Annotated in this window: 25 protein-coding genes and 1 tRNA gene; 18 read left to right on the forward strand and 8 right to left on the reverse strand. The window is 57.8% G+C overall.

Features of this window, described 5'->3' with window-relative positions:
* Positions 1–42: 42 nt before the first annotated feature.
* Together hemH and AUC61_RS09225 are read right to left on the reverse strand one after the other, a co-directional pair.
* Complete coding sequence (gene hemH, locus AUC61_RS09220; protein ID WP_243245624.1) at positions 43–1068, reverse strand: ferrochelatase; 1026 nt, start codon at positions 1066–1068, stop codon at positions 43–45.
* A gap of 13 nt (positions 1069–1081) precedes the next feature.
* Positions 1082–1984 carry a TIGR01777 family oxidoreductase gene (locus AUC61_RS09225; protein WP_243245625.1) on the reverse strand — a complete coding sequence of 301 codons (903 nt, stop codon included), beginning with the start codon at positions 1982–1984 and terminating at the stop codon, positions 1082–1084.
* A gap of 293 nt (positions 1985–2277) precedes the next feature.
* Here AUC61_RS09225 and AUC61_RS09230 point away from each other — a divergent pair, with 293 nt between their 5' ends.
* The 12 genes from AUC61_RS09230 to AUC61_RS09285 all read left to right on the forward strand — a co-directional run bounded on the left by AUC61_RS09230 (position 2278) and on the right by AUC61_RS09285 (position 12444).
* Positions 2278–3264, forward strand: coding sequence for an NAD(P)/FAD-dependent oxidoreductase (locus AUC61_RS09230; protein ID WP_243245626.1), 987 nt, complete (start codon positions 2278–2280; stop codon positions 3262–3264).
* The gene (locus AUC61_RS09235) at positions 3261–3476 is read left to right on the forward strand and encodes a TIGR02450 family Trp-rich protein (protein ID WP_243245627.1); all 216 of its coding nucleotides are present in this window, start codon (positions 3261–3263) and stop codon (positions 3474–3476) included. The genes AUC61_RS09230 and AUC61_RS09235 overlap by 4 nt, the downstream gene beginning before the upstream one ends.
* A 264-nt stretch (positions 3477–3740) precedes the next feature.
* Positions 3741–4703 (forward strand): YbgA family protein, encoded by a 963-nt coding sequence (locus tag AUC61_RS09240; protein ID WP_243245628.1) that lies wholly within the window; start codon positions 3741–3743, stop codon positions 4701–4703.
* A gap of 3 nt (positions 4704–4706) precedes the next feature.
* A complete protein-coding gene (locus AUC61_RS09245) occupies positions 4707–5645 on the forward strand; it encodes a MerR family transcriptional regulator (RefSeq protein ID WP_243245629.1) in 939 nt (312 codons plus the stop codon).
* Positions 5646–5654: 9 nt separating this feature from the next.
* The gene (phrB, locus tag AUC61_RS09250; RefSeq protein WP_243245630.1) at positions 5655–7103 is read left to right on the forward strand and encodes a deoxyribodipyrimidine photo-lyase; all 1449 of its coding nucleotides are present in this window, start codon (positions 5655–5657) and stop codon (positions 7101–7103) included.
* Complete coding sequence (locus tag AUC61_RS09255; protein WP_243245631.1) at positions 7096–7518, forward strand: nuclear transport factor 2 family protein; 423 nt, start codon at positions 7096–7098, stop codon at positions 7516–7518. Before phrB ends, AUC61_RS09255 begins: the two co-directional genes overlap by 8 nt.
* On the forward strand, positions 7515–8303 hold the full coding sequence (locus tag AUC61_RS09260; RefSeq protein WP_243245632.1) for an SDR family NAD(P)-dependent oxidoreductase: 789 nt from the start codon (positions 7515–7517) through the stop codon (positions 8301–8303). Before AUC61_RS09255 ends, AUC61_RS09260 begins: the two co-directional genes overlap by 4 nt.
* A complete protein-coding gene (locus AUC61_RS09265; protein WP_243245633.1) occupies positions 8300–9547 on the forward strand; it encodes an NAD(P)/FAD-dependent oxidoreductase in 1248 nt (415 codons plus the stop codon). Before AUC61_RS09260 ends, AUC61_RS09265 begins: the two co-directional genes overlap by 4 nt.
* Complete coding sequence (locus tag AUC61_RS09270; RefSeq protein WP_243245634.1) at positions 9544–10344, forward strand: DUF1365 domain-containing protein; 801 nt, start codon at positions 9544–9546, stop codon at positions 10342–10344. Before AUC61_RS09265 ends, AUC61_RS09270 begins: the two co-directional genes overlap by 4 nt.
* On the forward strand, positions 10331–11599 hold the full coding sequence (locus tag AUC61_RS09275; RefSeq protein ID WP_243245635.1) for an SAM-dependent methyltransferase: 1269 nt from the start codon (positions 10331–10333) through the stop codon (positions 11597–11599). Before AUC61_RS09270 ends, AUC61_RS09275 begins: the two co-directional genes overlap by 14 nt.
* Positions 11592–12113 carry a DUF2878 domain-containing protein gene (locus AUC61_RS09280; protein ID WP_243245636.1) on the forward strand — a complete coding sequence of 174 codons (522 nt, stop codon included), beginning with the start codon at positions 11592–11594 and terminating at the stop codon, positions 12111–12113. Before AUC61_RS09275 ends, AUC61_RS09280 begins: the two co-directional genes overlap by 8 nt.
* A 16-nt stretch (positions 12114–12129) precedes the next feature.
* Positions 12130–12444 carry a YkgJ family cysteine cluster protein gene (locus AUC61_RS09285; protein ID WP_243245637.1) on the forward strand — a complete coding sequence of 105 codons (315 nt, stop codon included), beginning with the start codon at positions 12130–12132 and terminating at the stop codon, positions 12442–12444.
* 136 nt (positions 12445–12580) lie between these two features.
* Here AUC61_RS09285 and AUC61_RS09290 read toward each other — a convergent pair whose 3' ends face one another.
* The 6 genes from AUC61_RS09290 to hemA all read right to left on the reverse strand — a co-directional run bounded on the left by AUC61_RS09290 (position 12581) and on the right by hemA (position 17952).
* Positions 12581–13099 (reverse strand): acyloxyacyl hydrolase, encoded by a 519-nt coding sequence (locus AUC61_RS09290; protein ID WP_243245638.1) that lies wholly within the window; start codon positions 13097–13099, stop codon positions 12581–12583.
* Positions 13100–13216: 117 nt separating this feature from the next.
* Entirely contained in the window at positions 13217–14017 is an 801-nt protein-coding gene (gene murI, locus AUC61_RS09295) for a glutamate racemase (RefSeq protein WP_243245639.1), read from the reverse strand.
* Positions 14010–14768 carry a molybdopterin-synthase adenylyltransferase MoeB gene (locus tag AUC61_RS09300; protein WP_243245640.1) on the reverse strand — a complete coding sequence of 253 codons (759 nt, stop codon included), beginning with the start codon at positions 14766–14768 and terminating at the stop codon, positions 14010–14012. The genes murI and AUC61_RS09300 overlap by 8 nt, the downstream gene beginning before the upstream one ends.
* Positions 14762–15595 carry a peptide chain release factor N(5)-glutamine methyltransferase gene (gene prmC, locus AUC61_RS09305; RefSeq protein WP_243245641.1) on the reverse strand — a complete coding sequence of 278 codons (834 nt, stop codon included), beginning with the start codon at positions 15593–15595 and terminating at the stop codon, positions 14762–14764. The genes AUC61_RS09300 and prmC overlap by 7 nt, the downstream gene beginning before the upstream one ends.
* Positions 15596–16678, reverse strand: coding sequence for a peptide chain release factor 1 (gene prfA / locus AUC61_RS09310; protein ID WP_122664699.1), 1083 nt, complete (start codon positions 16676–16678; stop codon positions 15596–15598).
* Positions 16675–17952 carry a glutamyl-tRNA reductase gene (hemA, locus tag AUC61_RS09315; protein ID WP_122664698.1) on the reverse strand — a complete coding sequence of 426 codons (1278 nt, stop codon included), beginning with the start codon at positions 17950–17952 and terminating at the stop codon, positions 16675–16677. Before hemA ends, prfA begins: the two co-directional genes overlap by 4 nt.
* A gap of 226 nt (positions 17953–18178) precedes the next feature.
* On the opposite strand from hemA, the gene AUC61_RS09320 reads away from it, so the two are divergent.
* From AUC61_RS09320 to AUC61_RS09345, 6 genes are all read left to right on the forward strand, one after another.
* A complete protein-coding gene (locus tag AUC61_RS09320; protein ID WP_243245642.1) occupies positions 18179–19906 on the forward strand; it encodes a tetratricopeptide repeat protein in 1728 nt (575 codons plus the stop codon).
* Positions 19907–19910: 4 nt separating this feature from the next.
* On the forward strand, positions 19911–20528 hold the full coding sequence (gene lolB, locus AUC61_RS09325) for a lipoprotein insertase outer membrane protein LolB (protein ID WP_243245643.1): 618 nt from the start codon (positions 19911–19913) through the stop codon (positions 20526–20528).
* A gap of 2 nt (positions 20529–20530) precedes the next feature.
* Complete coding sequence (ispE, locus tag AUC61_RS09330) at positions 20531–21382, forward strand: 4-(cytidine 5'-diphospho)-2-C-methyl-D-erythritol kinase (protein ID WP_243245644.1); 852 nt, start codon at positions 20531–20533, stop codon at positions 21380–21382.
* Positions 21383–21420: 38 nt separating this feature from the next.
* Positions 21421–21495, forward strand: a tRNA-Gln gene (locus AUC61_RS09335).
* 46 nt (positions 21496–21541) lie between these two features.
* Positions 21542–22483, forward strand: a complete 942-nt coding sequence (locus AUC61_RS09340; RefSeq protein ID WP_002552145.1) for a ribose-phosphate pyrophosphokinase — start codon at positions 21542–21544, stop codon at positions 22481–22483.
* A gap of 138 nt (positions 22484–22621) precedes the next feature.
* A complete protein-coding gene (locus tag AUC61_RS09345; protein ID WP_122664694.1) occupies positions 22622–23227 on the forward strand; it encodes a 50S ribosomal protein L25/general stress protein Ctc in 606 nt (201 codons plus the stop codon).
* Positions 23228–23389 lie beyond the last annotated feature (162 nt).

Here is a 23389-nt window from a genome sequence, read left to right on the forward strand (position 1 = left end):
CTCCCACAGGGGAAAACGTTTCAAGTCAGGAAATCAATCGACTCACAACATCACCGGCGCCCGCTCGCACAGCGTGTTCAGTTGCGCAGCCCAGTTCGGGTCGTCATTCAGGCACGGTATAAGCACCAGCTCCTCTCCCCCAGCAGCCTTGAACTGTTCAGCGCCGCGATCACCGATTTCCTCCAGCGTCTCGATGCAATCGGCGACGAACGCCGGGCACATCACCAGCAGCTTCTTCACGCCCTGTGCGGCCAACTCCTCAAGGCGCGCTTCGGTGTAGGGTTCGATCCATTTCGCACGCCCCAGCCGCGACTGGAACGACACTGACCATTTACCATCGGCAATGCCCATCTGTTTGGCAAACACCGCTGCCGAGCGCAGACACTGTGCGCGATAGCAGGTGGCGAGTACTTCCGGCGAAGCGTTCTTGCAGCAGTCAGCATCCTTGAAGCAATGATTGCCGGTCGGATCAAGCTTGGTCAGGTGCCGCTCGGGCAAACCATGGAAGCTCAGCAGCAGGTGATCATGAGGCTGTTCAAGGTGCGGCTTCACACTTGCAACCAAAGCATCGATGTATTCGGGCTGATCATAAAAAGCCTGTAATACCGAAAACGTCACGTTCAGTGACCTGGCCTTTACAACCCGTTTGGCCTCTTCGATCACCGTCGTCACCGTGCTGTCGGCGAACTGCGGATACAGCGGCGCCAGGGTGATCTTGCTGATGCCTTGCGCAGCCAGTCGAGTGAGCACGGTTTCAATGGAAGGCTCGCCGTAACGCATCGCCAACTCGACGGGCCCGTGGCTCCACTCTTTGCTCATGGCTTGCTGCAGACGCTTGCTCAACACCACCAGAGGCGACCCTTCATCCCACCAGATGGAAGCGTAGGCATGCGCGGATTGCTCAGGGCGCTTGATCAGGATCAAAGACACCAACAGTCGGCGAACCGGCCACGGCAAATCAATGACGTAGGGGTCCATCAGGAACTGGTTGAGATAACGGCGAACATCAGCCACAGACGTGGAGGCTGGTGAACCCAGGTTGACCAGCAACAGCGCGTGATCGGTCATGCAACATCCTATTTCAGTGACGGCCGAGGAAATCGTCCAGGGCAGCGTGCAGTTCGGTAAACCGGAATGTGAAACCCGCCTCTTCCAGGCGAGCAGGTCGAGCACGCTGACCGCCCAACAGCAAAACAGACAATTCGCCTAACAGGATTTTCAAAGCCAGTGCAGGCAACGGCATGAATGCAGGGCGATGCAGAACACCTGCTAGCGTCTTGGCAAACTCATGATTGCGGACCGGGTGGGGTGCGCAGAGATTATACGGACCTTGTGCATCACTCTTGTGCAACAGAAAATCAATCGCAGCGATTTGGTCTTTGATGTGTATCCACGGCATCCACTGCCTGCCGTTACCGATAGGCCCGCCCATACCGAATTTGAACGGCGGTAGCAGACGCTGCAACATTCCGCCGTCCCCGGAGAGCACCAGGCCGGTTCGAATGATCACCACCCGGACACCCTGAGCTTCGGCTCGCTGCGCAGTTTCTTCCCAGGCACCACACAGGTGACTGGCGAAATCCTCTTTGACAGGCTGCGACGTTTCATCCAGTTCACGCTCGCCCCCATCACCGTACCAACCCACCGCCGAACCACTGATCAGTACCTGCGGCTTCTGCGCCCGCGACTCAAACCAGGCCAGCAATTGCTCAGTCAAACCAATGCGACTGTCCCACAACTGAGTTCTGCGCTTACGCGTCCAGGGCCGGTCAGCGATCGGCGCACCGGCAAGGTTGATGACCGCATCGAGCGGCTGTTCATTCAGCTCGCTGAGCTGGGCAACCCCTCGAACAGCACTGCCACACAGCTTCGGAACGTCATGAGGTCTGCGACTCCAGACCGTGACCTGATGACCCTGTTGCGTCCAGAGCTGGCAAAGCTGCCGCCCTATCAAACCAGTACCGCCGGTCAGCAATATGTGCATGGCAGGTTTCCTTGCGTGGCGTTCGCGAGTATTCGGTAGTCTATTTTTTATGGCCGCATCTGTTCACGTCAGCAGATTGCTCTTGAACAATAGGTCAAACATCACGAGGGAGCAGACAGCCCATCCTTTCGGATAGTTGCCCAATGCCCTCAAGTGTCGGATTTTAAGCTCGAGCCGTACGAGACACATTGCGCTGGATCCGGACAGTAGATCACAGCTAGTTATACCGAAAAACAATATTGTACAGGTTTTAACTACGGCGTAGTCTGTGCAGACAAGGTAACGAGGCCCCTATGACTGTACCTATCGCAATCATCGGTACCGGTATCGCCGGACTCTCAGCTGCCCAAGCGCTCCATGCCGCCGGGCATCCCGTACATCTTTTCGACAAAAGCCGCGGCAGTGGCGGAAGGATGTCCAGCAAACGCAGTGATGCTGGTTCGCTTGATCTGGGCGCCCAGTATTTCACTGCCCGCGACCGCCGTTTCATGGCCGCCGTCCAGCAGTGGCAGACTCAGGGCTGTGCCGCCCCGTGGACACCGTCTCTTTATAACTCGCACGCGGGCCAACTCAGCCCGTCCCCCGACGAGCAAGTGCGCTGGGTGGGCAAACCGGGTATGAGCGCAATCACCCGCGCCATGCTTGGCGACCTTGAGGTGTCGTTTTCTTGCAGGATTACCGAGGTATTCCGGGGTGAGCAGCACTGGAATCTGCAGGATGCCGACGGCCAGAGTCATGGTCCGTTCAGCCACGTCATCATTGCTACGCCAGCTCCGCAGGCAACCGCGCTCCTGGCCAGCGCGCCTAAACTTGCTGGCGTAGCGGCCAGTGTGAAGATGGAGCCCACCTGGGCGGTCGCGCTGGGATTCCGCAGCGCCCTGCAGACACCTCTGGAAGGCTGCTTCGTACAAGACAGCCCCATCGACTGGCTTGCCCGTAATCGCAGCAAACCTGGGCGCGACAACACCCTGGACACTTGGGTGCTGCATGCCACCAGCACTTGGAGCCGCCAGCACCTGGACATGCCCAAAGAAGCAGTCATTGAGCATCTGCACGGTGCGTTCGCCGAGTTGATCGGCTGCGCAGTCCCAGCGCCGACGTTCAGCCTCGCGCATCGCTGGCTGTACGCTCGCCCGGGTAGCGCACATGAATGGGGCGCGTTGTCTGATCCGGATCTGGGTATTTATGTATGCGGTGACTGGTGCCTGTCGGGCCGTGTTGAAGGTGCATGGCTCAGCGGTCAGGAAGCCGCGCGCCGGTTACTGGAACACCTGAATTGAATCGCCTGAATCCGCGCAAACTGCTGCTGTCGAAATGGACGGCAGCACAGCCGCTCAACCGGGAAAAGCATTTTCTGGTCACCGAGTTGTTCCGCGACGACGAAGGCACGGTGCTGGAAATCGAACTGCAAGCGGTGCTGACCCAGCGCAGTGAACGCCTGCCCTGGCAGACCTTGCAGGACTCGGATGCCTGGAGAATGGGCTGGAAGTAACGCGCAGGCAGCTGCGTCATGGGAGCCGGGAAGACCGCATCACTGACAGCAGGAATACGCCGACTGTAACCCCCCTCACCGACAGGACTGGAACAGGGAGCTCTTCTCGCGAGCAAGCTCTGCTCCCACATGACCCGCGCTATCCACCCCCCCCCAGCCCGATACAAAACCTGTACAAACCATTTGACTTGTACACCGCTGAACCTATGATGAACCAACGTTGTACAGAAAATTAACTCTGTACAAGTCAGTTCAGAGGTTCGCATGCTCTCACCGGCAGTCCATAAACCGAAACTCGGCATCAGTGCCTGCCTCATGGGCGATGAGGTGCGGTTCAATGGGGGTCATAAAGAATCCCATTTATGCACCCGCGAGCTGACCGAGTACTTCGAATTTGTCACCGCCTGTCCTGAAGTGGCGATCGGCATGGGCATCCCTCGTGAACCGATTCGTCTGGTCGGCGACGCGCAAAGTCCTCAAGCCGTCGGCACCGTTAACAAAGATCTCAATGTTACTCAGTCGCTGGCCGACTACGGCGTCAAGATGGCGCAAGAGTTGGGCGATATCTGCGGCTACATCTTTATGCAGAAGTCGCCGTCCTGTGGCCTGGAGCGCGTCAAGGTCTACACGGAAAATGGCGCCCCCGTTGAGGGGGGAGGACGCGGGATTTATGCCCAGGCGTTTTGCGAGCGCCACCCAAACCTTCCGGTAGAAGAAGACGGCCGCCTGAATGACGCGGTGCTGCGCGAAAACTTCATTACCCGGGTGTTTGCCTACGCCGCCTGGCAGGAACTGCTCAAGGCTGGCATTACCCGCCGCAGCCTGACCGAATTTCACTCGCGCTATAAATATCAGCTCATGGCCAACGACCCCGTGCAATACAAAGCGCTGGGCAGCCTGCTGGGCAACATGGGCCGCAGTGACCCGAACGACATCGCGCCGCGCTATTTCAGTGACCTGATGAGCGCCCTGAAAAAGCCCGCCACTCGCCGTACTCACACCAATGTCCTGCAGCACATCAGTGGCTACCTGAGGCAAACCCTCAGTAGCGCTGACAAGCAGGAAATTCAGCAACTCATTGCGCAGTACCACCAAGGCATCGTGCCGTTGATCGTGCCGCTGACGCTGCTCAAACACCACTTCCGCCAGCACCCGGATCCGTATGTAGCCCTGCAGGTTTACATGCAGCCTCATCCGGAAAATCTCAGCCTGCGAAATGCGATCTAACCCATGACCGACACTCTGATCAAGATCCCCGCACCCGAGCAAAACAGCGAAGAAACCGCTGCGGAAGGCAACTGGCTGCCCATCCGCGAGGTGGCTCGCCAGACCGGCGTCAACGCCGTCACACTGCGGGCCTGGGAGCGACGCTATGGGCTCATCGTGCCGCACCGCACAGCCAAAGGTCATCGGTTGTATTCCCACGAGCACGTCCTGCGAGTGTTGAATATCCTGACCTGGCTTAATCGTGGTGTATCGGTCAGCCAGGTCAAAAACCTTATCGACAGCCGTCAGCCCGACACCGGCATCGCCGGTAACGACTGGGACGACCTGCGCCAGAACCTGATCAAATCCATTGCTGAACTGGCCGAGCGCCGTGTCGACGACCTCTTCAACCAAGCCATGTCGCTCTACCCGCCACGCACGGTCTGCGAGCAACTCCTGCTACCACTGCTGGCTGAGCTGGAGTTCCGCTGGCAGGGGCAATTTGGCGGGCAGATGGAGCGTGTGTTCTTTTACTCATGGCTGCGCAGCAAACTGGGCGCCCGTATCTACCACAACAACCGTCAACTCAGCGGTACGCCGGTCCTGCTGGTGAACCACTCCGACCTGCCGCTGGAACCGCAGTTGTGGCTGAGCGCCTGGCTGATCAGCAATGCTGATTGCCCGGTGGAAGTTTTCGACTGGCCACTACCCAACGGCGAACTGGCACTGGCGGCCGAACACCTCAAGCCGCGGGCAGTGCTGCTCTACTCGAGCAAAGCGTTGCATCACGGGCAACTCCCGAAACTGCTGAGCAACGTCCAGTGCCCGACCGTGCTGGCTGGCGCCTGTGTGCGTATTCATTGCGACGACCTCGCCATGACCATCAACAAGATACAAGGGCTGCATCTGGCTGAAGACCCGCTCGGCGCACTCGCCGCCTTGCAGCTACTGGACCTTCTCTAAGGAATAAACATGCAACTGCTATGGCTGCGCAGCGACTTGCGCGTTCACGACAATACCGCCCTCAGCGCTGCCATGGAGCAGGGTCCTGTTGTGGCTTTGTATCTGATCAGCCCCGGTCAATGGCTCAGCCATGACGATGCGCCGTGCAAAGTGGATTTCTGGCTGCGCAACCTGGTGGAACTGCAAAAAGCGCTGGGTGCACTGAACGTACCGTTGCTGATTCGCGTGGCCGACAGTTGGGATCAAGCACCGCAAGTACTGCTGGAGCTGTGTCGCGAACACGATATCCAGACCGTACATGCCAACGAAGAATATGGCATCAACGAGACCCGCCGGGATGAAGCCGTTGCCGATGCCCTTCAAGACGCCGACATTCAGTGGCGCAGCTATCTGGATCAGTTGTTCTTCAAACCCGGCAGCGTACTGACCAAAACGGGTACCTATTTCCAGGTCTTCAGCCAGTTCCGCAAAGTCTGCTACGCCCGCATGCATCAGGCCATGCCGCCGCTGGTTCGCCTCCCTGAACCGCAGACTCCGCTGGACATAAAGAGTGATCACATCCCCGAACAGGTAAAGGGTTTCCCAACGCCCACCCAGGCACTTCAAGCCTTGTGGCCTGCGGGTGAAGACGAAGCCAGTCGGCGTCTGGCCGAGTTCAGCGATGAGCAGATCGACTATTACCGCTCCGAACGTGACTTCCCGGCCAAACCTGGCACCAGCCAGCTCTCGGCCTACCTGGCCGCAGGCGTGATATCGCCGCGCCAATGTTTGCACGCGGCCCTGAGCAGCAATCAGGGTGAATTCGAAACAGGCAGCGTCGGCGCCGTCACCTGGATCAACGAGCTGCTGTGGCGCGAATTCTACAAACACATTCTGGTTGGCTTCCCACGCGTCTCACGCCACCGTGCTTTCCGCCCGGAAACCGAAGCGCTGAAATGGCGGGACGCGCCAGAAGAGTTGGCCGCGTGGCAAGAAGCACGCACCGGTCTGCCGATCATCGACGCCGCCATGCGCCAATTGCTCGACACCGGCTGGATGCACAACCGCCTGCGCATGGTCGTAGCAATGTTCCTGACCAAAAACCTGCTGATTGACTGGCGTGAAGGCGAACGCTTCTTCATGAAACACCTGATCGATGGTGATCTGGCCGCCAACAACGGTGGGTGGCAGTGGAGCTCTTCTACAGGCACGGACTCATCGCCCTACTTCCGGATTTTCAATCCGCTGTCGCAGTCGGAAAAATTCGACCCTGAAGGACGCTTCCTGAAGCAGTGGTTGCCGGAACTGGCCGAGCTCAACAAGAAAGAAGTCCACAACCCCGCCGCTGCCGGTGGCTTGTTCGGCGTTGCCAACTATCCAAAACCTATTGTCGACCTGAGCAGCAGTCGCGCCCGTGCCTTGGCCGCGTTCAAGGCCCTGCCTCATCGCCAGCCCGCAGCCGGAGTCGCTGATGACTGATTTCCTGCAGCGCTTTGCTCATGAGTTTGCCGCTCTGGACAAGAACAGTCTTGACCGGCTCGGCGAGCTGTACAGCGAGGACGTGCAGTTCACCGATCCGCTGCATCAGATTCATGGGCTGCCGCAAATGCGCCGCTACTTCGCCGATCTGTACGCCAACGTGACCGATCTGCGTTTCGACTTCCATGGTTTTGACCAGGTCAGTGAAGGCAACGGTTATTTACGCTGGACCATGAGCTACTCACATCCGCGCCTTGTCAGCGGTAAAACCATTCAGGTTGAGGGCTGCTCGCATCTGCTCTGGCGCGACAAGGTTTATCAACATCGCGATTATTTCGACGCGGGCGCTTTGTTGTATGAGCACTTGCCGATCATGGGCCAGCTCATCGGCTGGCTGAAAAGGAGACTGGGATGAGTAATCCGAACGTGCGACGTATCTGGTTGACCGGGGCCAGCAGTGGTATTGGTCTCGCGCTCGCTGAAGAGCTGCTCATCGCCGGTCACCATGTGGCACTCACGGCCCGGACGCTGCCCCCCCTTGAAGAGCTGGAGCGGCGCTTTCCCGGCCAGGTATTGCTCGCGCCGGGAGATTTGAACGACGGAGAGCAAATTACCGCCATCGGCGATCGCATCGCTCAGGAATGGGGCGCTCTGGACAGCGCGATCATCAATGCCGGGACCTGCGAATACATCGACACCAATCACTTCGATGCTGCGCTGCTTGAACGAGTGGTCCGCACCAATCTGCTGGCCAGCTCTTATTGCGTGCAAGAGGCGTTGTTGCTGCTACGCAAAGGCAACAAGCCGCATCTGGTCGGCGTTTGCAGTTCGGTGACGTATCTGCCGCTGACCCGCAGCGAGGCCTACGGCGCGTCCAAGGCGGGTATGCGCTACCTTTTCGAATCCCTGCGGATTGATCTGGCCCACGAACACATTGACGTTACCGTCGTCAGCCCTGGCTTCGTTGATACCCCGCTGACCGCCAAGAACGACTTCGCCATGCCCATGCGCTGGCCGGTCAAGAAAGCCGCGAAATATATTGCCGAACGCTTGCAGCGGAATCGTCGGCCCATGGAAATCGCCTTCCCCGGATTGTTCATCATGACCCTGCGGTTACTGGCGCTGCTACCCACCCGTGTGCAACTCGCGTTAGGAAAACGCATGGCCCGCTCAGCGGCCCAGACCAAGGATGCCCAATGAAAATCGCCATTATCGGCAGTGGTATCGCGGGCCTGACCAGCGCCTATTTGCTGAACCGCTCTCACGACATCACGGTGTTCGAGGCAACCGACTGGATTGGCGGGCATACCCATACCGTTGATGTACAGGTGAGCGGTCGCGATTACGCCATCGATACCGGTTTCATCGTGTTCAACGACTGGACCTATCCAAACTTCATTCGCCTGCTGGGTCAGCTCGGGGTCGCGTTCAAGCCTACCGAAATGAGCTTCTCCGTCAGCGACCCGAAAACCCGGACCGAATATAACGGTAATAACCTCAACAGCCTGTTCGCCCAGCGAAGCAACCTGCTGTCTCCAGGTTTCTGGGGCATGCTGCGCGACATTCTGCGTTTTAACCGTGAGGCACTGAGCGATCTGGAAAACCAGCGCATTGCTCAGGACACGACCTTGGGTGACTACTTGCACAGTCGGGATTACGGCACACGCTTCATTGAACACTACATCGTGCCCATGGGCGCGGCGATCTGGTCCATGTCCCTGGCAGACATGCTCGCATTTCCACTCCAGTTCTTTGTGCGCTTCTTCAAGAATCATGGTTTGTTGTCAGTCAGCAACCGGCCGCAGTGGTGCGTCATCGAAGGTGGTTCCAGCCGTTACATCGAGCCGTTGACCGCTTCGTTTGCCGAGCGGATTCGCCTGTCGTGCCCGGTCAATCGCGTTGAGCGGGATGCAGAGGGCGTGACCGTTCATAGCGCCGCAGGCATCGAGCGCTTCGACAAAGTCGTGTTCGCCTGTCACAGCGATCAGGCCCTGAAAATGCTCGCGCAACCGAGCGCAACCGAACGGGAAATCCTTGGTGCCCTGCCCTACGCCGAAAACGACGTGGTGCTGCATACCGACACGAGTCTGTTGCCCAAGCGACCGCAGGCCTGGGCCAGCTGGAACTACCGGCTCGGCGGTGGCGAGCAACAACTGGCCGCCGTGACTTACGACATGAACATCCTGCAGGGCATCGACAGCGAAACGACGTTCTGCGTCAGCCTCAATCAGACCCAGGCCATCGATCCGAACAAAATCCTCGCTCGTTACCGCTACGCCCATCCGCAATACAGCCTGGCAGGCGTAGAGGCGCAGGCGCGCTGGTCCGAACTCGACGGTGTCAACCACACCTGGTTCTGCGGCGCGTACTGGGCAAATGGTTTCCATGAAGACGGCGTGGTCAGCGGCCTGCGCGTCGCCTCGGCACTGGGTGAATCATTGTGAACAGCGCCCTGTATAGCGGCTGGATCGCCCACCGGCGTTTTGCGCCGCGAGCCCACGATTTCCGCTATCGAATCGGCCTGCTGTATCTGGACCTGGACGAGCAAAGCGCTGTGTTGAATGTGTCGCCGGTCGCGGGCAACAGTCGCTGGGCACCGTTTTCGTTTCGCGAAACGGACTACCTGCGTGAGCAGACCCGACAAGGCATCCCGCTGATAGACGCTGTGCGCGAGCGAGTCAAGCAAGCCATCGGTCACGCCCCTGAGGGCAGGATATGCCTGCTGACCCAGGCGCGCAGTTGGGGCCTGGCGTTCAATCCGGTCAGCTTTTTTTATTGCTTCGAAGAAGACGGCACTCTGGCGGCAATTCTCTGTGAAGTGAGCAATACCCCGTGGCGCGAGCGTTACCACTATGTATTGCCGGCCGATGGCGAGGGACATCAGCACTTCGCGGTGGCCAAAGCCTTTCACGTTTCACCGTTTCTGCCCCGCGATCTTGAGTACCGCATGAGTTTCAGTCCACCGGGTGAGCGTCTCGGCGTACACATGGCGGACTGGCAAGGCGAGCTGAAAATGTTCGACGCCACGCTCAACCTTGAACGTCAGGACCTGAACCGGGGCAACCTGCATCGTTATCTGCTGGCCTTTCCATGGATGACCGCCAAGACCTGTCTGGCGATTTACTGGCAAGCCCTGCGTCTGCTTTTGAAACGTATTCCGATTTTTCCTCATCAGGCCGCTGACGGCGACTACCGCACTGCCGCCACGCAATTGAAGGGTCAACGCCATGAAAAGCAGTAGCAGCAGTTTTTCGGCCAATCTGGGCACCAACAGTTTGACGGCCAATATCCTGCGACGAGGTGTACTGCGTCAGCTTGCGCGGCTGCGTACCGGCCAACTGGTAGTCACTGAAGGTGGAGAACGCCATGTGTTCGGCGCTGCCGGGTCACTGGTCCAGGGAGAAATCCAGGTTCTTGATTCCGCGGTCTGGGGCATGGTCGCCAGCAATGGCTCCATCGGCGCAGGCGAAGCGTACATCCACGGCTACTGGACTTCGCCCGACCTGACTGCGGTCATCAGGGTGTTCGTCAGTAATCTGGATGTACTGGATGCCATGGAGGGCGGCATGGCGCGCCTGAGTCGTCCGTTCATTCAAGGGCTGCATTGGTTGAATCGCAATACCCGTGAAGGTTCGCAAAAAAACATCGCCGCTCACTACGATCTGGGCAATGAGCTGTTCGAACAGTTCCTGGATCCAACCATGATGTATTCCGCCGCGCAGTTCCTGACACCGGAAGACACGCTGGAACAGGCGCAACTGAACAAACTGGAGCGTATCTGCCAGAAGCTGGGCCTCAAAGCCGATGATCATTTGCTGGAAATCGGCACCGGCTGGGGCAGCATGGCGATTTACGCCGCGCAGCACTATGGCTGCAAAGTCACCACCACGACCCTCTCCAAAGAACAGTTTGCCTACACAGAGAAGCGCATCGCGACGCTAGGCCTGCAGGACAGAATCACCCTGCTGCTCAAGGATTATCGGGACCTCACCGGGCAGTTCGACAAGCTGGTGTCCATCGAAATGATCGAGGCAGTCGGTCACCGTTTTTTGCCCACCTACTTCAAGCAGTGTGCGCATTTGCTCAAGGACAATGGCCTGATGCTGCTGCAAGCCATCACCATCCGCGAGCAACGCTATGAACAAGCCAAACGCAGCGTCGACTTCATCCAGCGCTACATCTTCCCCGGCGGAGCATTGCCCTCCGTGCACAAGATGCTGGAAATCGTGGGCCGCGATACCGACATGAATCTACTGCACATGGAAGATTTCGGCCTGCATTACGCCCGCACCCTGCGCCTCTGGCACGACAACTTCAAGCACGCACACGGCAACCTCGCGGAATTGGGGTACGACGATTACTTCCTGCGACTCTGGGAGTTTTACCTGTGTTACTGCGAGGGCGGCTTCCTGGAACGCACCATTGGTACAGCGCAGTTGCTGCTGGCGAAACCTTGCGCAATGCCACAACCATTGCTGGGCCGTTTCGATGCTTAAACAGATAGCCAACGCCGCGCTGTTCCAGCTGGGCTGGTTTGCCTGTGTGATGGGCGGCAACAGCTATTGGTTACTGATACCGGTCGGCGTGCTGCTTATTCATTTGCTGTGGATAAGCTCGTGGGCTGCCGAAGGTAAGTTACTGCTGTGGATAACTGCACTGGGTACGGTGCTGGACAGTGCGCTGATGCTGTTGGGCGTCTTCGACTTCGGCGGTAATGGACTATTGATTCCACTGTGGCTGATTCTGCTCTGGGCAATATTGGGCACCACGCTCAGGCATTGCCTGGCCTGGACGGCAAAACCCTGGTGGCGCGCCAGCCTGCTCGGGGCAATAGGTGGGCCGATGTCATATTACGCAGGCTCTCAACTGGCTGGCGTGCAGTTACCGCTGGGCTTATGGCCCAGTATGGTTTTGCTCGCGGTGCTATGGGCGGCAGTGTTTCCACTCCTGCAATGGCGGGCTGGGCGCTTGCTCGCCGGTCAGTCAGACAACATGCATGCCTCGCACTGACATACACTGCGCGCCTATGACCCCTACCCTGATCCCGACCCGCCCGATCCCTACCGAAACCGCTATCACGTGTTCGACCTGCGCAGCCTGCTGCTGCCAGCTTGAAGTCATGCTGATTACCGACACCGGCGTGCCTGAACGCTTTATAGACACCGATGATTGGGGCGGCGAAGTCATGTTACGCCTGGACGACGGCTGGTGCGCCGCACTGGATCGCAACACGATGAGGTGCACTATCTATGAGGTACGTCCGCTGATCTGCCGTGAGTTCGAAACCGGGTCAGAGGAGTGCATGAATGAAAGGCTGGGGATTGAAAGGGCTTATCTATAGCTGACAAGTAGCCTGTAGGAGCTGCCGCAGGCTGCGATAAGGTCGGAGAGGTCTTCAGCCATACCGCGTTATCGTTCATCGCGAGCAAGCTCGGCTCCCACATCAAGTGTAAGAGCCGAGCTTGCTCGCGATGGCATTACAGCGGCATCGTGTAATGCAGCGCGTAGCTTTCGATACCGTCGTTTGGCTCTTTGATACCGGCGTTCGAGTAGTGAGTCGCGCGGATGCCCACTTCATGACCGCCATTGAAGCGCAGGCCGAAACCGATGCGGTCTTCAAACTGGAAGGCCGAACCCAGCTTGCGGTCTTCAACCTGAGTGTTGGAGAACACGGAGACACCGACACCCGCTTCGATGTAAGGCTTCACCGAATCACCGGCGAATTCGTAAACGAAAACCGGAGAGAACGAAAGACTGTTGTTGCTGGAACGCTTGTCGCCATCCCAATAAGTGTATGCACCATCAAAGTAGCCAGTCAGGCGACCCACGTCGCTCTGCAGCCAACTCTGATCCCAATCAAACTTCATGCCCAAGCGGTAAGTCTGGGTCGATTCACTGGTCTGGCCGACCGAGAATTCAACGCCAGCGGCTTGAGTCAGAGAGGTTTGCCCCATCAAGGCGGCCGCAAGCGCAGCCAGACACAACAGACGCTTCATTAGAAACTTCCTATTTTCGAATGCAATTATTAGATGTTGTTACAGATAACCGGCTTGCTATAGAAATCTGACCTGGAACGTTAGTTCCAACGCCGAGCGAAGCTTTTCACGATTTTTTTACAAACCGAAGAATCGCACACTGTCAGATTTTTTCCATAGTGTAGGTAGGATGTTTCGAAAATTATACGGATCTGCGCTGGTCCAGAACTGGGTTTCCTGAGCGTAGCCGTCGTGCAGCAGGCCCTGCTGAGCCAGCAGCCGCTGGAGCTGCCGCGCCACGGCGTGGCCGGTGTCAATCAAAACGACCGATTCGGGAATCATTTCCCGCAGCAGCGGCTTGAGGAAGGGATAGTGGGTGCAGCCAAGGATAATCGTGTCACACCCCTCGGCCAGAAGCGGTTCGACATAACCCCGCAGCAGGGCACGAATGGTCGGGCTGAACAAATCACCGGCTTCTATTAGCTCTACAAGCCCTGGACACGGTTGCGTCACCACCCGCACATCGCCCGCGAAACGGTCGAGCAACGCGGCGAACTTGGCACTTTGCAGAGTGCCCGTGGTTGCCAGTACTCCGACAACGCCACTGCGTGTCGCTGAGGCAGCTGGCTTGACTGCCGGTTCCATACCGACAATTGGCCAATCCGGATAATGCTCACGCAGTTGAGCCGCGGCTGCCGCAGTTGCCGTATTGCAGGCCAGCACCAAAGCCTTGGCACCCTGCTCGCGAAAGAATTGGGCAATGATCATGCAGCGCTCGCGGATGTATTGCGCAGACTTCTCGCCATAAGGGATATGTCCACAGTCCGCGACGTAGAGCAGCGACTCATTGGGTAACAGGCTGCGAATCTCACTCAGCACCGACAAGCCACCCACGCCGGAATCAAATACGCCGACCGGCGCATCGCTGGGTTTAGTCATGTTGCCGGGTACCGCAAACGCTGCATCCAGGATCACGCTTGACCTTCAGCTCGCGAAAACGCGTAGTCAACGCGTCAATCAACAACAAACGCCCAACCAGCGGCTCGCCAAAACCGGCCAGAACCTTGAGGGCTTCGAGGGCTTGCAGGCTACCGACAAGACCGACCAAAGGACCGATCACGCCCGCTTCGCTGCACGTCAGTTCAGCTTCGCTGCCGTGACCGTATAGACAGTGGTAGCAAGGGCTTTCAGGTCGACGCGGATCGAACACCGACAGCTGACCTTCGAGGCGAATCGCCGCACCGCTGACCAATGGCTTGCCTGCTGCGACACAGGCCGCATTGACTGCACCACGGGTGGTGAAATTGTCCGAGCAATCGAGCACCAGATCGACATCCGCAACTGCCGCACTCAAGGAGTCAGCGTCCAGCGCGGAGCGATGAGGGACCAATGTGAGGTCGGGATTGATCGCCGTCAGACGAATAATTGCCGAGTCCACCTTGCTCTGCCCGACAGTCTGGCTGTCGTGAATGATCTGGCGTTGCAGGTTGGTCAGGTCGACCGTGTCGAAATCCGCCAGGTGTAGCTCACCGACACCAGCCGCCGCCAGGTACAGCGCAACCGGTGAGCCAAGACCGCCGAGCCCGACTATAAGCACCCGGCTTTGCTTGAGCTTGAGCTGGCCGTCGATATCGACGTGCTGCAACAGAATCTGCCGGCTATAGCGCAACAGTTCCTGATCAGTCAGCACGGCAGACGCCCGAAGGTAATGCGCTCGTGGTCGCCCAGATCACGACGGGTCTGGATTTTCTCGAAACCATGGCTGCTCAACAAGTCGCGTACCGCCGCGCCCTGGTCGTAACCGTGTTCAAGCAACAACCAGCCTTCACCGTTCAGATAGGTCGGGGCCTGCGCGATGATCATGCGTATATCGTCCAGCCCGTCCGACCCTGCAACCAGCGCGCTGCTCGGCTCAAAACGCACATCGCCCGCCACCAGGTGCGGGTCCTCGGCGGCAATGTACGGCGGGTTGCTGATGATCAGATCAAAACGCTGCCCCTCAAGTGAACTGAACCAATGGCTGCTCAGCACCTTGGCGTTATCCAGATGCAGACGCTGGCGGTTACGCTCGGCGAGGGCAACTGCTTCAAGCACCCGATCCACCGCCGTCACCTGCCAGACCGGACGCTCGCTGGCCAGAGCCAGAGCAATTGCACCGGTACCGGTGCCCAGATCGAGTACGCGTGTCGGTGCAAACGCGGGCACCAGTTCCAGCGCGGCCTCAACCAGCATTTCGGTTTCAGGACGCGGTATCAGGGTATGTGGCGCAACATCCAGATCCAGCTTCCAGAAGCCCTGCTGGCCCAGAATGTAAGCGACGGGTTCCCCCGTGCGACGGCGTTGCAGGTGGGAGGCAAACGTCAGAGCGGCTTCGCTGCTGACAATTCGCTCCGGCCAGGTGTGCAGGAAACTGCGCGGTTTACCCAGCGCAGCAGCCAGAAGCAGTTCAGCATCAAGACGGGCAGTTGGTGAATCAGGAAGCTCGGCGCTTCTTAACAGGCTGGCGATGATGGTCATTTACTCACCCAGTGCCGCTAGTTGATCTGCCTGATATTCGGCAAGCAGCGGCTCTATCACTGCATCGACACCACCGGCCAAAACTTCATCCAGCGAATACAAGGTCAGATTCACGCGGTGATCCGTTACTCGCCCCTGAGGGAAGTTATAGGTTCGAATGCGCTCGGATCGATCACCCGAGCCCACCAACAGTTTACGCTCACTGGCGATGGCATTGGCAGCGGCGCTGGTTTGCTGGTCATTAAGCTTCGCGGACAGCCAGGACATTGCACGGGCGCGGTTCTTGTGTTGCGAACGCTCTTCCTGGCACTCAACGACGATACCCGACGGAAGGTGGGTAATTCGAATCGCCGAATCGGTCTTGTTGACGTGCTGACCACCCGCGCCCGATGAACGATAGGTGTCAACGCGCAAGTCCGCAGGATTAATTTCGATTGCCTGTTGCTCGTCCGGCTCAGGCAACACCGCGACGGTACAGGCCGAGGTGTGGATGCGACCCTGGGATTCGGTTTCCGGAACCCGCTGCACGCGATGCGCGCCGGACTCAAACTTCAGCTTGCCGTAAACGTTCTCGCCCTCGACCCGGGCAATCACCTCTTTATAGCCGCCATGCTCGCCTTCGTTTTCGGACAGAATCTCTATCCGCCAGCCGCGACGCTCGGCATAACGCGAATACATGCGGAACAGATCGCCAGAGAAGATCGCCGCCTCATCGCCACCGGTCCCGGCACGAATTTCAAGGAACACGTTACGCCCGTCGTTGGGATCCTTGGGCAGCAGCATGCGTTGCAACTGGCTCTCCAGATCAGCGAGCAACTGCTTGGTCTCGCGAACTTCCTCGACAGCCATTTCACGCATGTCCGGATCGCTGTCCTTGAGCAGCGCCTGGGCACCGTCCAGATCAGCCAACGCCTTTAGCAGCTGTTTATAGGCGGCAACGATCGGCTCCACCTCGGCGTACTCACGGGAGTACGCACGGAATTTGGTCTGATCCGAAATAATCTCGGCATCGCCGAGCAACGCGGTCAGTTCCTCGAAGCGATCGCTGAGGACATCGAGTTTGTTGAGCAGTGAGGCTTTCATTGCGGGGGTTTATCCGTCGAGCCCTCACCGAGGGCAAAAAGTTCCTGGGCCATGGCCAGCGCGTCGAGGCGGCCTTCGGCAGAGAGTTTTTTCAATTGCACGCTGGGTGCATGCAGCAACTTGTTGGTCAACCCGCGAGCCAACTGCACCAGCACGTCTTCGGCATTGCTGCCGTTGGCCAGCATACGCTGAGCCTTGAGTAATTCCTCGTCACGCAGCCTTTCGCTTTGCTGCCGGTAAGCCCGCAACACATCGACCGCGGCCAGTTCACGCAGGCGGAACATGAAGTCATTAGTGCCTGCTGCCACCAACTCTTCGGCAGCCTGCGCAGCGCCCTGACGACTCTTGAGGTTCTCGGCGACGACTTCATGCAGATCGTCGACTGTGTACAGATAAACGTCGTCCAGCTCACCGACCTCGGGCTCGATGTCCCGTGGTACGGCGATATCAACCATGAAAATCGGCTTATGCTTGCGCAGCTTCAGCGCACTTTCAACAGCACCCTTGCCGAGAATCGGCAATTGGCTGGCCGTGGAACTGATCACGATATCGCTGTTGACCAGTTCGGCCGGTATGTCCGAGAGCAATACCGCGTGAGCGCCAAACTCGGCAGCCAGAATACTTGCGCGCTCAAGGGTCCGGTTGGCAACCACGATGCGCTTGACGCCCAGATCATGCAGATGGCGGGCGACCAGCGTGATGGTTTCGCCTGCACCGATCAGCAAGGCCTGACTGCGTTGCAGATCACTGAAGATCTGTTTCGCCAGGCTGACCGCGGCAAACGCCACGGAAACCGGGTTTTCACCGATAGCCGTGTCAGTACGCACCTGCTTGGCCGCACTGAACGTGGCCTGAAACAGTCGCCCCAGCAGCGGGCCAATAGTCCCGGCTTCCCGGGCCACGGCATAGGCGGATTTCATCTGACCGAGAATCTGCGGTTCGCCGAGCACGAGCGAGTCGAGCCCGGAGGCCACCCGCATCATGTGACGAACTGCCGCATCGTCGGCGTGCACATAAGCACTGGCGCGCAGCTCTTCGAGGCTCAAATGATGATAATCGGCTAGCCAGGCAAGAATCGTTTCAGAACCAATCTGGTCCTGCTCAATGTACAACTCGCTACGGTTACACGTAGAAAGGATCGCAGCTTCGCGGCTGTTGGTGAGGCGGCAAAGCTGCTGCAAGGCCTCAACCAGCTGCTCTGGCGTAAATGCCACGCGCTCGCGGACGTCTACCGAGGCAGTCTTATGGTTGATACCAAGTGCAAGGAAGGCCATTCAAGGTCGCTGATGGTGACGTGAAGCCGACAATTGTCCTACTTCAATAGACTCAGAACAACCACCGTTGACTATTGTCCTAATAGACTCGCGCTGCAGATGCCCCCATTTGGGGCCTGCAGCACAAATAAATACGCGTTCCGGCAGTTTTCCAACCGGCTGTGGGTTTGCTCCCAGCCTTGTGTCATGATGCTCAAAACCGCAGGTAAGTCGTCCCTTCTTATATATGAATAGATCCTCCGCGCTGTTTCTCGCCCTTGTCTTTCTCAGCGGTTGCCAGTCCATGGCGCCGGTCCAGCCGCAGGCTACGCCTGTGCCGAAAGACACCGCCCCCGCACCTGAAGCCAAGCCTCAGGTTTACGGCTCGTTCACCCAGGAAACCCTCGTCAGCCTGTTGAGTGCCGAACTGGCTGGCCAGCGCAATCGCTTTGATATTGCCCTAGACAACTACGTGACCCAGGCAATCAATACTCAGGATCCAGGTGTTTCCGAACGCGCCTTCCGGATTGCCGAGTATCTGGGCGCTGACCAGGCGGCACTGGATACTTCGCTGATCTGGGCCAGAAACGACCGGTATAATCTTGAAGCACAGCGCGCGGCAGCGATTCAGCTGGCCCGGGCCGGGCGTTATGACGACTCCATGATTTACATGGAAAAGGTCCTGCAGGGTCAGGGCGACACGCATTTCGACTTCCTTGCGCTGTCTGCCTCTGAAACGAACCCGGAAACCCGCAGCGCATTGCTCACCAGCTTTGACCGCCTGCTGGTCAAGTATCCGAACAATGGTCAGCTGATTTTTGGCAAAGCACTGTTGCTGCAACAGAACGGCGAGGCTGAGGCCTCGTTGAAGTTGCTGGAAGACAACCCTCCCAAAGACGGCGAAATCGCTCCCATATTGCTGCGTGCCCGACTGCTGCAAGGCATGAACCGGGGCAAGGAAGCGCTGCCGATCCTTGAAAAAAGCATCAAGAAGTATCCGGATGACAAGCGCCTGCGCCTGACCTACGCGCGCATGCTGGTCGAGCAGAACCGAATGGAAGACGCCAAAGTGCAGTTTTCCAGCCTTGTGCAGCAATATCCCGATGACGACGAGCTGCGCTTTTCCCTGGCACTGGTCTGCCTCGAAGCCAAAGCATGGGACGAAGCAGAAGGCTACCTCGAAGAGCTGATTGCTCGGGGTGCCCATGAGGATTCCGCGCACCTGAACCTGGGTCGCATCCATGAAGAGCGCAATGATCAGGCGAGTGCACTGACCGAGTACGCTCAGGTCGGTCCGGGTCCGGACTTCCTCTCCGCGCAACTGCGTCAGGCCGATATTCTGATGAGCAACGGCAGTGCCGCCGAAGCCTCCAAACGCCTGGCCGAAGCTCGCGAGGCGCAACCTGACTACGCGATCCAGCTGTACCTGATCGAAGCCGAAACCCTCTCCAGCAACAATCAGGTCGATCGCGCCTGGCAGTTGCTGACTCAAGCACTCAAGCAATACCCGGACGACCTGAACCTGCTGTACACCCGCTCGATGATGGCGGAGAAACGCGGCGATCTGGCACAGATGGAAAAAGACCTGCGCGCGATTCTGAAACGCGAACCGGAAAACGCGATGGCGCTCAACGCGCTGGGCTATACCCTTTCCGACCGCACCACACGCTACGCCGAAGCCAAGGAATTGATCGAAAAAGCCCACAGCCTCAATCCGGAAGATCCTGCAGTACTCGACAGCCTTGGCTGGGTAAACTATCGCCTGGGCAATCTGGACGAAGCCGAACGCTTGCTGCGCCTGGCACTTGAACGCTTCCCCGACCACGAAGTAGCCGCTCACCTGGGCGAAGTGCTCTGGGCGAAAGGTGAACAACGCGAAGCCCGCAAAATCTGGGGCAAAGCCCTCAAAGAACAACCTGACAGCCCTATTCTGCGCAGCACCCTGTTGCGCCTGACCGGATCCGAGACTCTTTAATTTTATGTTTTTGCGCCACCTAGTCGTATTCAGCCTCATCGCCCTGCTCGCCGGTTGCGCCGGACTCACTTCCCGGGAAGCCGTTGAAGGCAAGGGCGACCCCGCGCAGTGGCGCCAGCACAAAGAACAACTGACCACCCTCGATGGCTGGCAGATCAACGGCAAAGTCGGCATTCGCGCGCCCAAAGATTCAGGCAGCGGCACGTTGTTCTGGCTGCAACGCCAGGATTACTACGACATTCGCCTGTCTGGCCCCTTGGGACGCGGCGCGGCACGCTTGACGGGGCGACCTGGCAGCGTAGCGCTGGAAGTCGCCAATCAGGGACGCTATGAAGCGCCGACTCCGGAAACCCTGCTCGAAGAGCAACTGGGCTGGAAATTGCCGGTGTCGCATCTGGTCTGGTGGGTTCGCGGCCTGCCCGCTCCCGACAGCAAAAGCCGCCTGACCCTTGATGGCGACAGCCGACTGGCAAGCCTCGAACAAGATGGCTGGCAAGTCGAATACCTCAGCTATGTCGAGCAAAACGGTTACTGGCTGCCGGAGCGCGTCAAACTGCACGGACAGGACCTTGACGTCACGCTGGTGATCAAGGACTGGCAGCCACGCAAACTGGGTCAATAAACATGAGCGAAGCACGTCTGACTCTGCCCGCTCCGGCCAAACTGAACCTGATGCTGCACATTCTCGGCCGCCGCCCTGATGGCTATCACGAACTGCAAACCCTGTTTCAGTTTGTCGATTACGGCGACGAGCTCAGTTTCGCGGTTCGCCAGGACGGCGAAATCTGCCTGCAGACCGATGTTCCCGGCGTTCCGCATGACAGCAATCTGATCGTCAAGGCCGCTCGCGCACTGCAAAAACAATCCGGCTGCCCCCTCGGCATGGATATCTGGCTGGAAAAACGCCTGCCCATGGGCGGCGGAATCGGCGGCGGCAGCTCCGATGCGGCAACCACTTTGCTGGGCCTGAACCATTTATGGAATCTGGGCTGGGATGAAGATCGCCTTGCGGCGCTGGGCCTCACCCTTGGTGCCGACGTCCCGGTTTTCGTCCGTGGACACGCCGCATTTGCTGAGGGTGTAGGGGAAAAACTCACCCCTGTAGACCCGGAAGAACCGTGGTATCTGGTACTCGTGCCGCAAGTATCTGTAAGTACAGCAGAAATTTTTTCAGATCCACTGTTGACACGTAACACTCCTCCCATTAAAGTGCGCCCCGTTCCCAAGGGAAACAGTCGAAATGACTGCTTACCGGTTGTAGCAAGGCGTTATCCAGAGGTACGTAACGCATTGAATTTGCTAGGTAAATTTACCGAAGCAAAATTAACCGGAACTGGAAGTTGTGTGTTTGGGGCCTTCCCAAACAAAGCTGAAGCTGATAAAGTCTCGGCCCTTCTTACAGAGACCCTTACAGGGTTTGTAGCAAAAGGAAGCAACGTTTCGATGTTGCACCGCAAGCTGCAAAGTCTGCTCTAAAAAGGAACCGAGTACTCGGTACTCGTTGCAACAGATACAGGGGCGTCGCCAAGCGGTAAGGCAGCAGGTTTTGATCCTGCCATGCGTTGGTTCGAATCCAGCCGCCCCTGCCATTTTCCTATACTCATCCAGGTTACCCTCAGCCTTCAGGTACTGCGCGTGTCCAAGATGATGGTCTTTACGGGGAACGCTAACCCCGATCTGGCTCGACGTGTCGTACGTCAGCTGCATATCCCACTAGGTGATGTTTCTGTCGGAAAATTTTCCGACGGCGAGATTTCTACTGAGATCAATGAAAACGTCCGCGGTAAAGACGTCTTTATCATTCAGCCGACTTGCGCACCGACCAACGATAACCTGATGGAACTCGTCGTGATGGCTGATGCCTTCCGTCGTTCCTCAGCGTCCCGAATCACTGCTGTGATTCCTTACTTTGGTTATGCCCGTCAGGATCGCCGTCCGCGTTCCGCACGTGTGGCTATCAGCGCAAAAGTTGTTGCTGACATGCTTACCGTAGTCGGGATCGATCGTGTTCTCACGGTTGATCTGCATGCTGACCAAATCCAGGGTTTCTTCGATATTCCGGTAGATAACATCTACGGCTCCCCCGTTCTGGTGGATGACATCGAAGATCAACGCTTTGAAAACCTGATGATCGTTTCCCCGGACATTGGTGGCGTCGTGCGTGCACGTGCTGTTGCCAAGTCTCTGGGTGTTGATCTCGGGATCATCGACAAGCGCCGTGAGAAAGCCAATCACTCTGAAGTGATGCATATCATCGGTGATGTCGAAGGGCGTACCTGTATTCTGGTCGATGACATGGTCGATACCGCCGGCACTCTTTGCCATGCGGCCAAGGCCTTGAAAGAGCATGGCGCTGCCAAGGTCTTTGCCTACTGCACTCACCCTGTGCTGTCGGGTCGGGCGATCGAAAATATTGAAAATTCCGTGCTGGACGAACTGGTGGTGACTAACACCATCCCGTTGTCCGCTGCTGCACAAGCCTGTAGCCGTATCCGTCAACTGGATATCGCTCCGGTAGTTGCCGAGGCGGTCCGCCGCATCAGCAACGAAGAATCGATCAGCGCGATGTTCCGCTAAGGGTTTTCCCTGAGCTGACACCCTGTTGACGAAAAGCGCCCCGCCCTGACATTCGGTCAGGGCGGGGCTTTTTTGCCCATATCGTCCTGACGTCGGTCGCAAACGTCAGGTCGAGTGTGGCTAATTTGGAGATACAAAATGAACGATTTTACTTTGAATGCTGAACTGCGTTCCGACCTGGGGAAAGGTGCGAGCCGCCGCCTGCGTCGTCTCGCAAGCCTGGTTCCAGCTGTAGTTTACGGTGGCGACAAAGCCCCTGAATCCATCAGCCTGCTGGCCAAAGAAGTTGCAAAACTGCTGGAAAACGAAGCTTCGTACAGCCACATCATTGCGCTGACCGTTGATGGCAAAAAGCAAAACGTGATCATCAAAGCTCTGCAACGTCACCCGGCCAAAGGCCACGTGATGCACGCTGACTTCGTACGCGTTGTAGCTGGCCAGAAACTGACCGCAATCGTACCTGTACACTTCATCGGCGAAGAAGCTCCAGTGAAGAAAGGCGGCGAAGTTTCGCACGTTACTTCCGAGCTGGAAGTAAGCTGCCTGCCGAAAGATCTGCCTGAGTTCATCGAAGTAGACGTGTCTGCTCTGGAAATCGGTTCGATCGTTCACCTGTCCGACGTCAAAGCGCCTAAAGGCGTTGAGTTCGTTGCTCTGGCGCACGGTACTGACCTGGCTATCGCCAACGTCCACGCACCACGCGTTGCACCGACCGAAGACGAAGCAGAAGGTACTGCTGAGTAATTCATTACTCGGTAATACCGGAGTTGCTCGGGAGACCGCTGTAAAAGTCAGGCAAAACGGGCAGAATCGCGGAGTTTACATCATGGTAAATGAGCAGTTTTCTTCCAGTTTTGCCGCTGCCTGCAGCGGTTTCAACCACAACTCCAGAAAAGGGCCCCTGTC

Origin of the sequence: Pseudomonas maioricensis (assembly GCF_022790535.1) — a bacterium.
Classification (GTDB): domain Bacteria; phylum Pseudomonadota; class Gammaproteobacteria; order Pseudomonadales; family Pseudomonadaceae; genus Aquipseudomonas; species Aquipseudomonas maioricensis.

What these genes read in the sequence shown, in the direction of transcription:
- hemH (WP_243245624.1), bottom strand. Translation starts at nt 1,068, where the DNA reads ATGACCGATCACGCGCTGTTGCTGGTCAACCTGGGTTCACCAGCCTCC.
- AUC61_RS09225 (WP_243245625.1), bottom strand. Translation starts at nt 1,984, where the DNA reads ATGCACATATTGCTGACCGGCGGTACTGGTTTGATAGGGCGGCAGCTT.
- AUC61_RS09230 (WP_243245626.1), top strand. Translation starts at nt 2,278, where the DNA reads ATGACTGTACCTATCGCAATCATCGGTACCGGTATCGCCGGACTCTCA.
- AUC61_RS09240 (WP_243245628.1), top strand. Translation starts at nt 3,741, where the DNA reads ATGCTCTCACCGGCAGTCCATAAACCGAAACTCGGCATCAGTGCCTGC.
- AUC61_RS09245 (WP_243245629.1), top strand. Translation starts at nt 4,707, where the DNA reads ATGACCGACACTCTGATCAAGATCCCCGCACCCGAGCAAAACAGCGAA.
- phrB (WP_243245630.1), top strand. Translation starts at nt 5,655, where the DNA reads ATGCAACTGCTATGGCTGCGCAGCGACTTGCGCGTTCACGACAATACC.
- AUC61_RS09255 (WP_243245631.1), top strand. Translation starts at nt 7,096, where the DNA reads ATGACTGATTTCCTGCAGCGCTTTGCTCATGAGTTTGCCGCTCTGGAC.
- AUC61_RS09260 (WP_243245632.1), top strand. Translation starts at nt 7,515, where the DNA reads ATGAGTAATCCGAACGTGCGACGTATCTGGTTGACCGGGGCCAGCAGT.
- AUC61_RS09265 (WP_243245633.1), top strand. Translation starts at nt 8,300, where the DNA reads ATGAAAATCGCCATTATCGGCAGTGGTATCGCGGGCCTGACCAGCGCC.
- AUC61_RS09275 (WP_243245635.1), top strand. Translation starts at nt 10,331, where the DNA reads ATGAAAAGCAGTAGCAGCAGTTTTTCGGCCAATCTGGGCACCAACAGT.
- AUC61_RS09280 (WP_243245636.1), top strand. Translation starts at nt 11,592, where the DNA reads ATGCTTAAACAGATAGCCAACGCCGCGCTGTTCCAGCTGGGCTGGTTT.
- AUC61_RS09285 (WP_243245637.1), top strand. Translation starts at nt 12,130, where the DNA reads ATGACCCCTACCCTGATCCCGACCCGCCCGATCCCTACCGAAACCGCT.
- AUC61_RS09290 (WP_243245638.1), bottom strand. Translation starts at nt 13,099, where the DNA reads ATGAAGCGTCTGTTGTGTCTGGCTGCGCTTGCGGCCGCCTTGATGGGG.
- murI (WP_243245639.1), bottom strand. Translation starts at nt 14,017, where the DNA reads ATGACTAAACCCAGCGATGCGCCGGTCGGCGTATTTGATTCCGGCGTG.
- prmC (WP_243245641.1), bottom strand. Translation starts at nt 15,595, where the DNA reads ATGACCATCATCGCCAGCCTGTTAAGAAGCGCCGAGCTTCCTGATTCA.
- prfA (WP_122664699.1), bottom strand. Translation starts at nt 16,678, where the DNA reads ATGAAAGCCTCACTGCTCAACAAACTCGATGTCCTCAGCGATCGCTTC.
- hemA (WP_122664698.1), bottom strand. Translation starts at nt 17,952, where the DNA reads ATGGCCTTCCTTGCACTTGGTATCAACCATAAGACTGCCTCGGTAGAC.
- AUC61_RS09320 (WP_243245642.1), top strand. Translation starts at nt 18,179, where the DNA reads ATGAATAGATCCTCCGCGCTGTTTCTCGCCCTTGTCTTTCTCAGCGGT.
- lolB (WP_243245643.1), top strand. Translation starts at nt 19,911, where the DNA reads ATGTTTTTGCGCCACCTAGTCGTATTCAGCCTCATCGCCCTGCTCGCC.
- ispE (WP_243245644.1), top strand. Translation starts at nt 20,531, where the DNA reads ATGAGCGAAGCACGTCTGACTCTGCCCGCTCCGGCCAAACTGAACCTG.
- AUC61_RS09345 (WP_122664694.1), top strand. Translation starts at nt 22,622, where the DNA reads ATGAACGATTTTACTTTGAATGCTGAACTGCGTTCCGACCTGGGGAAA.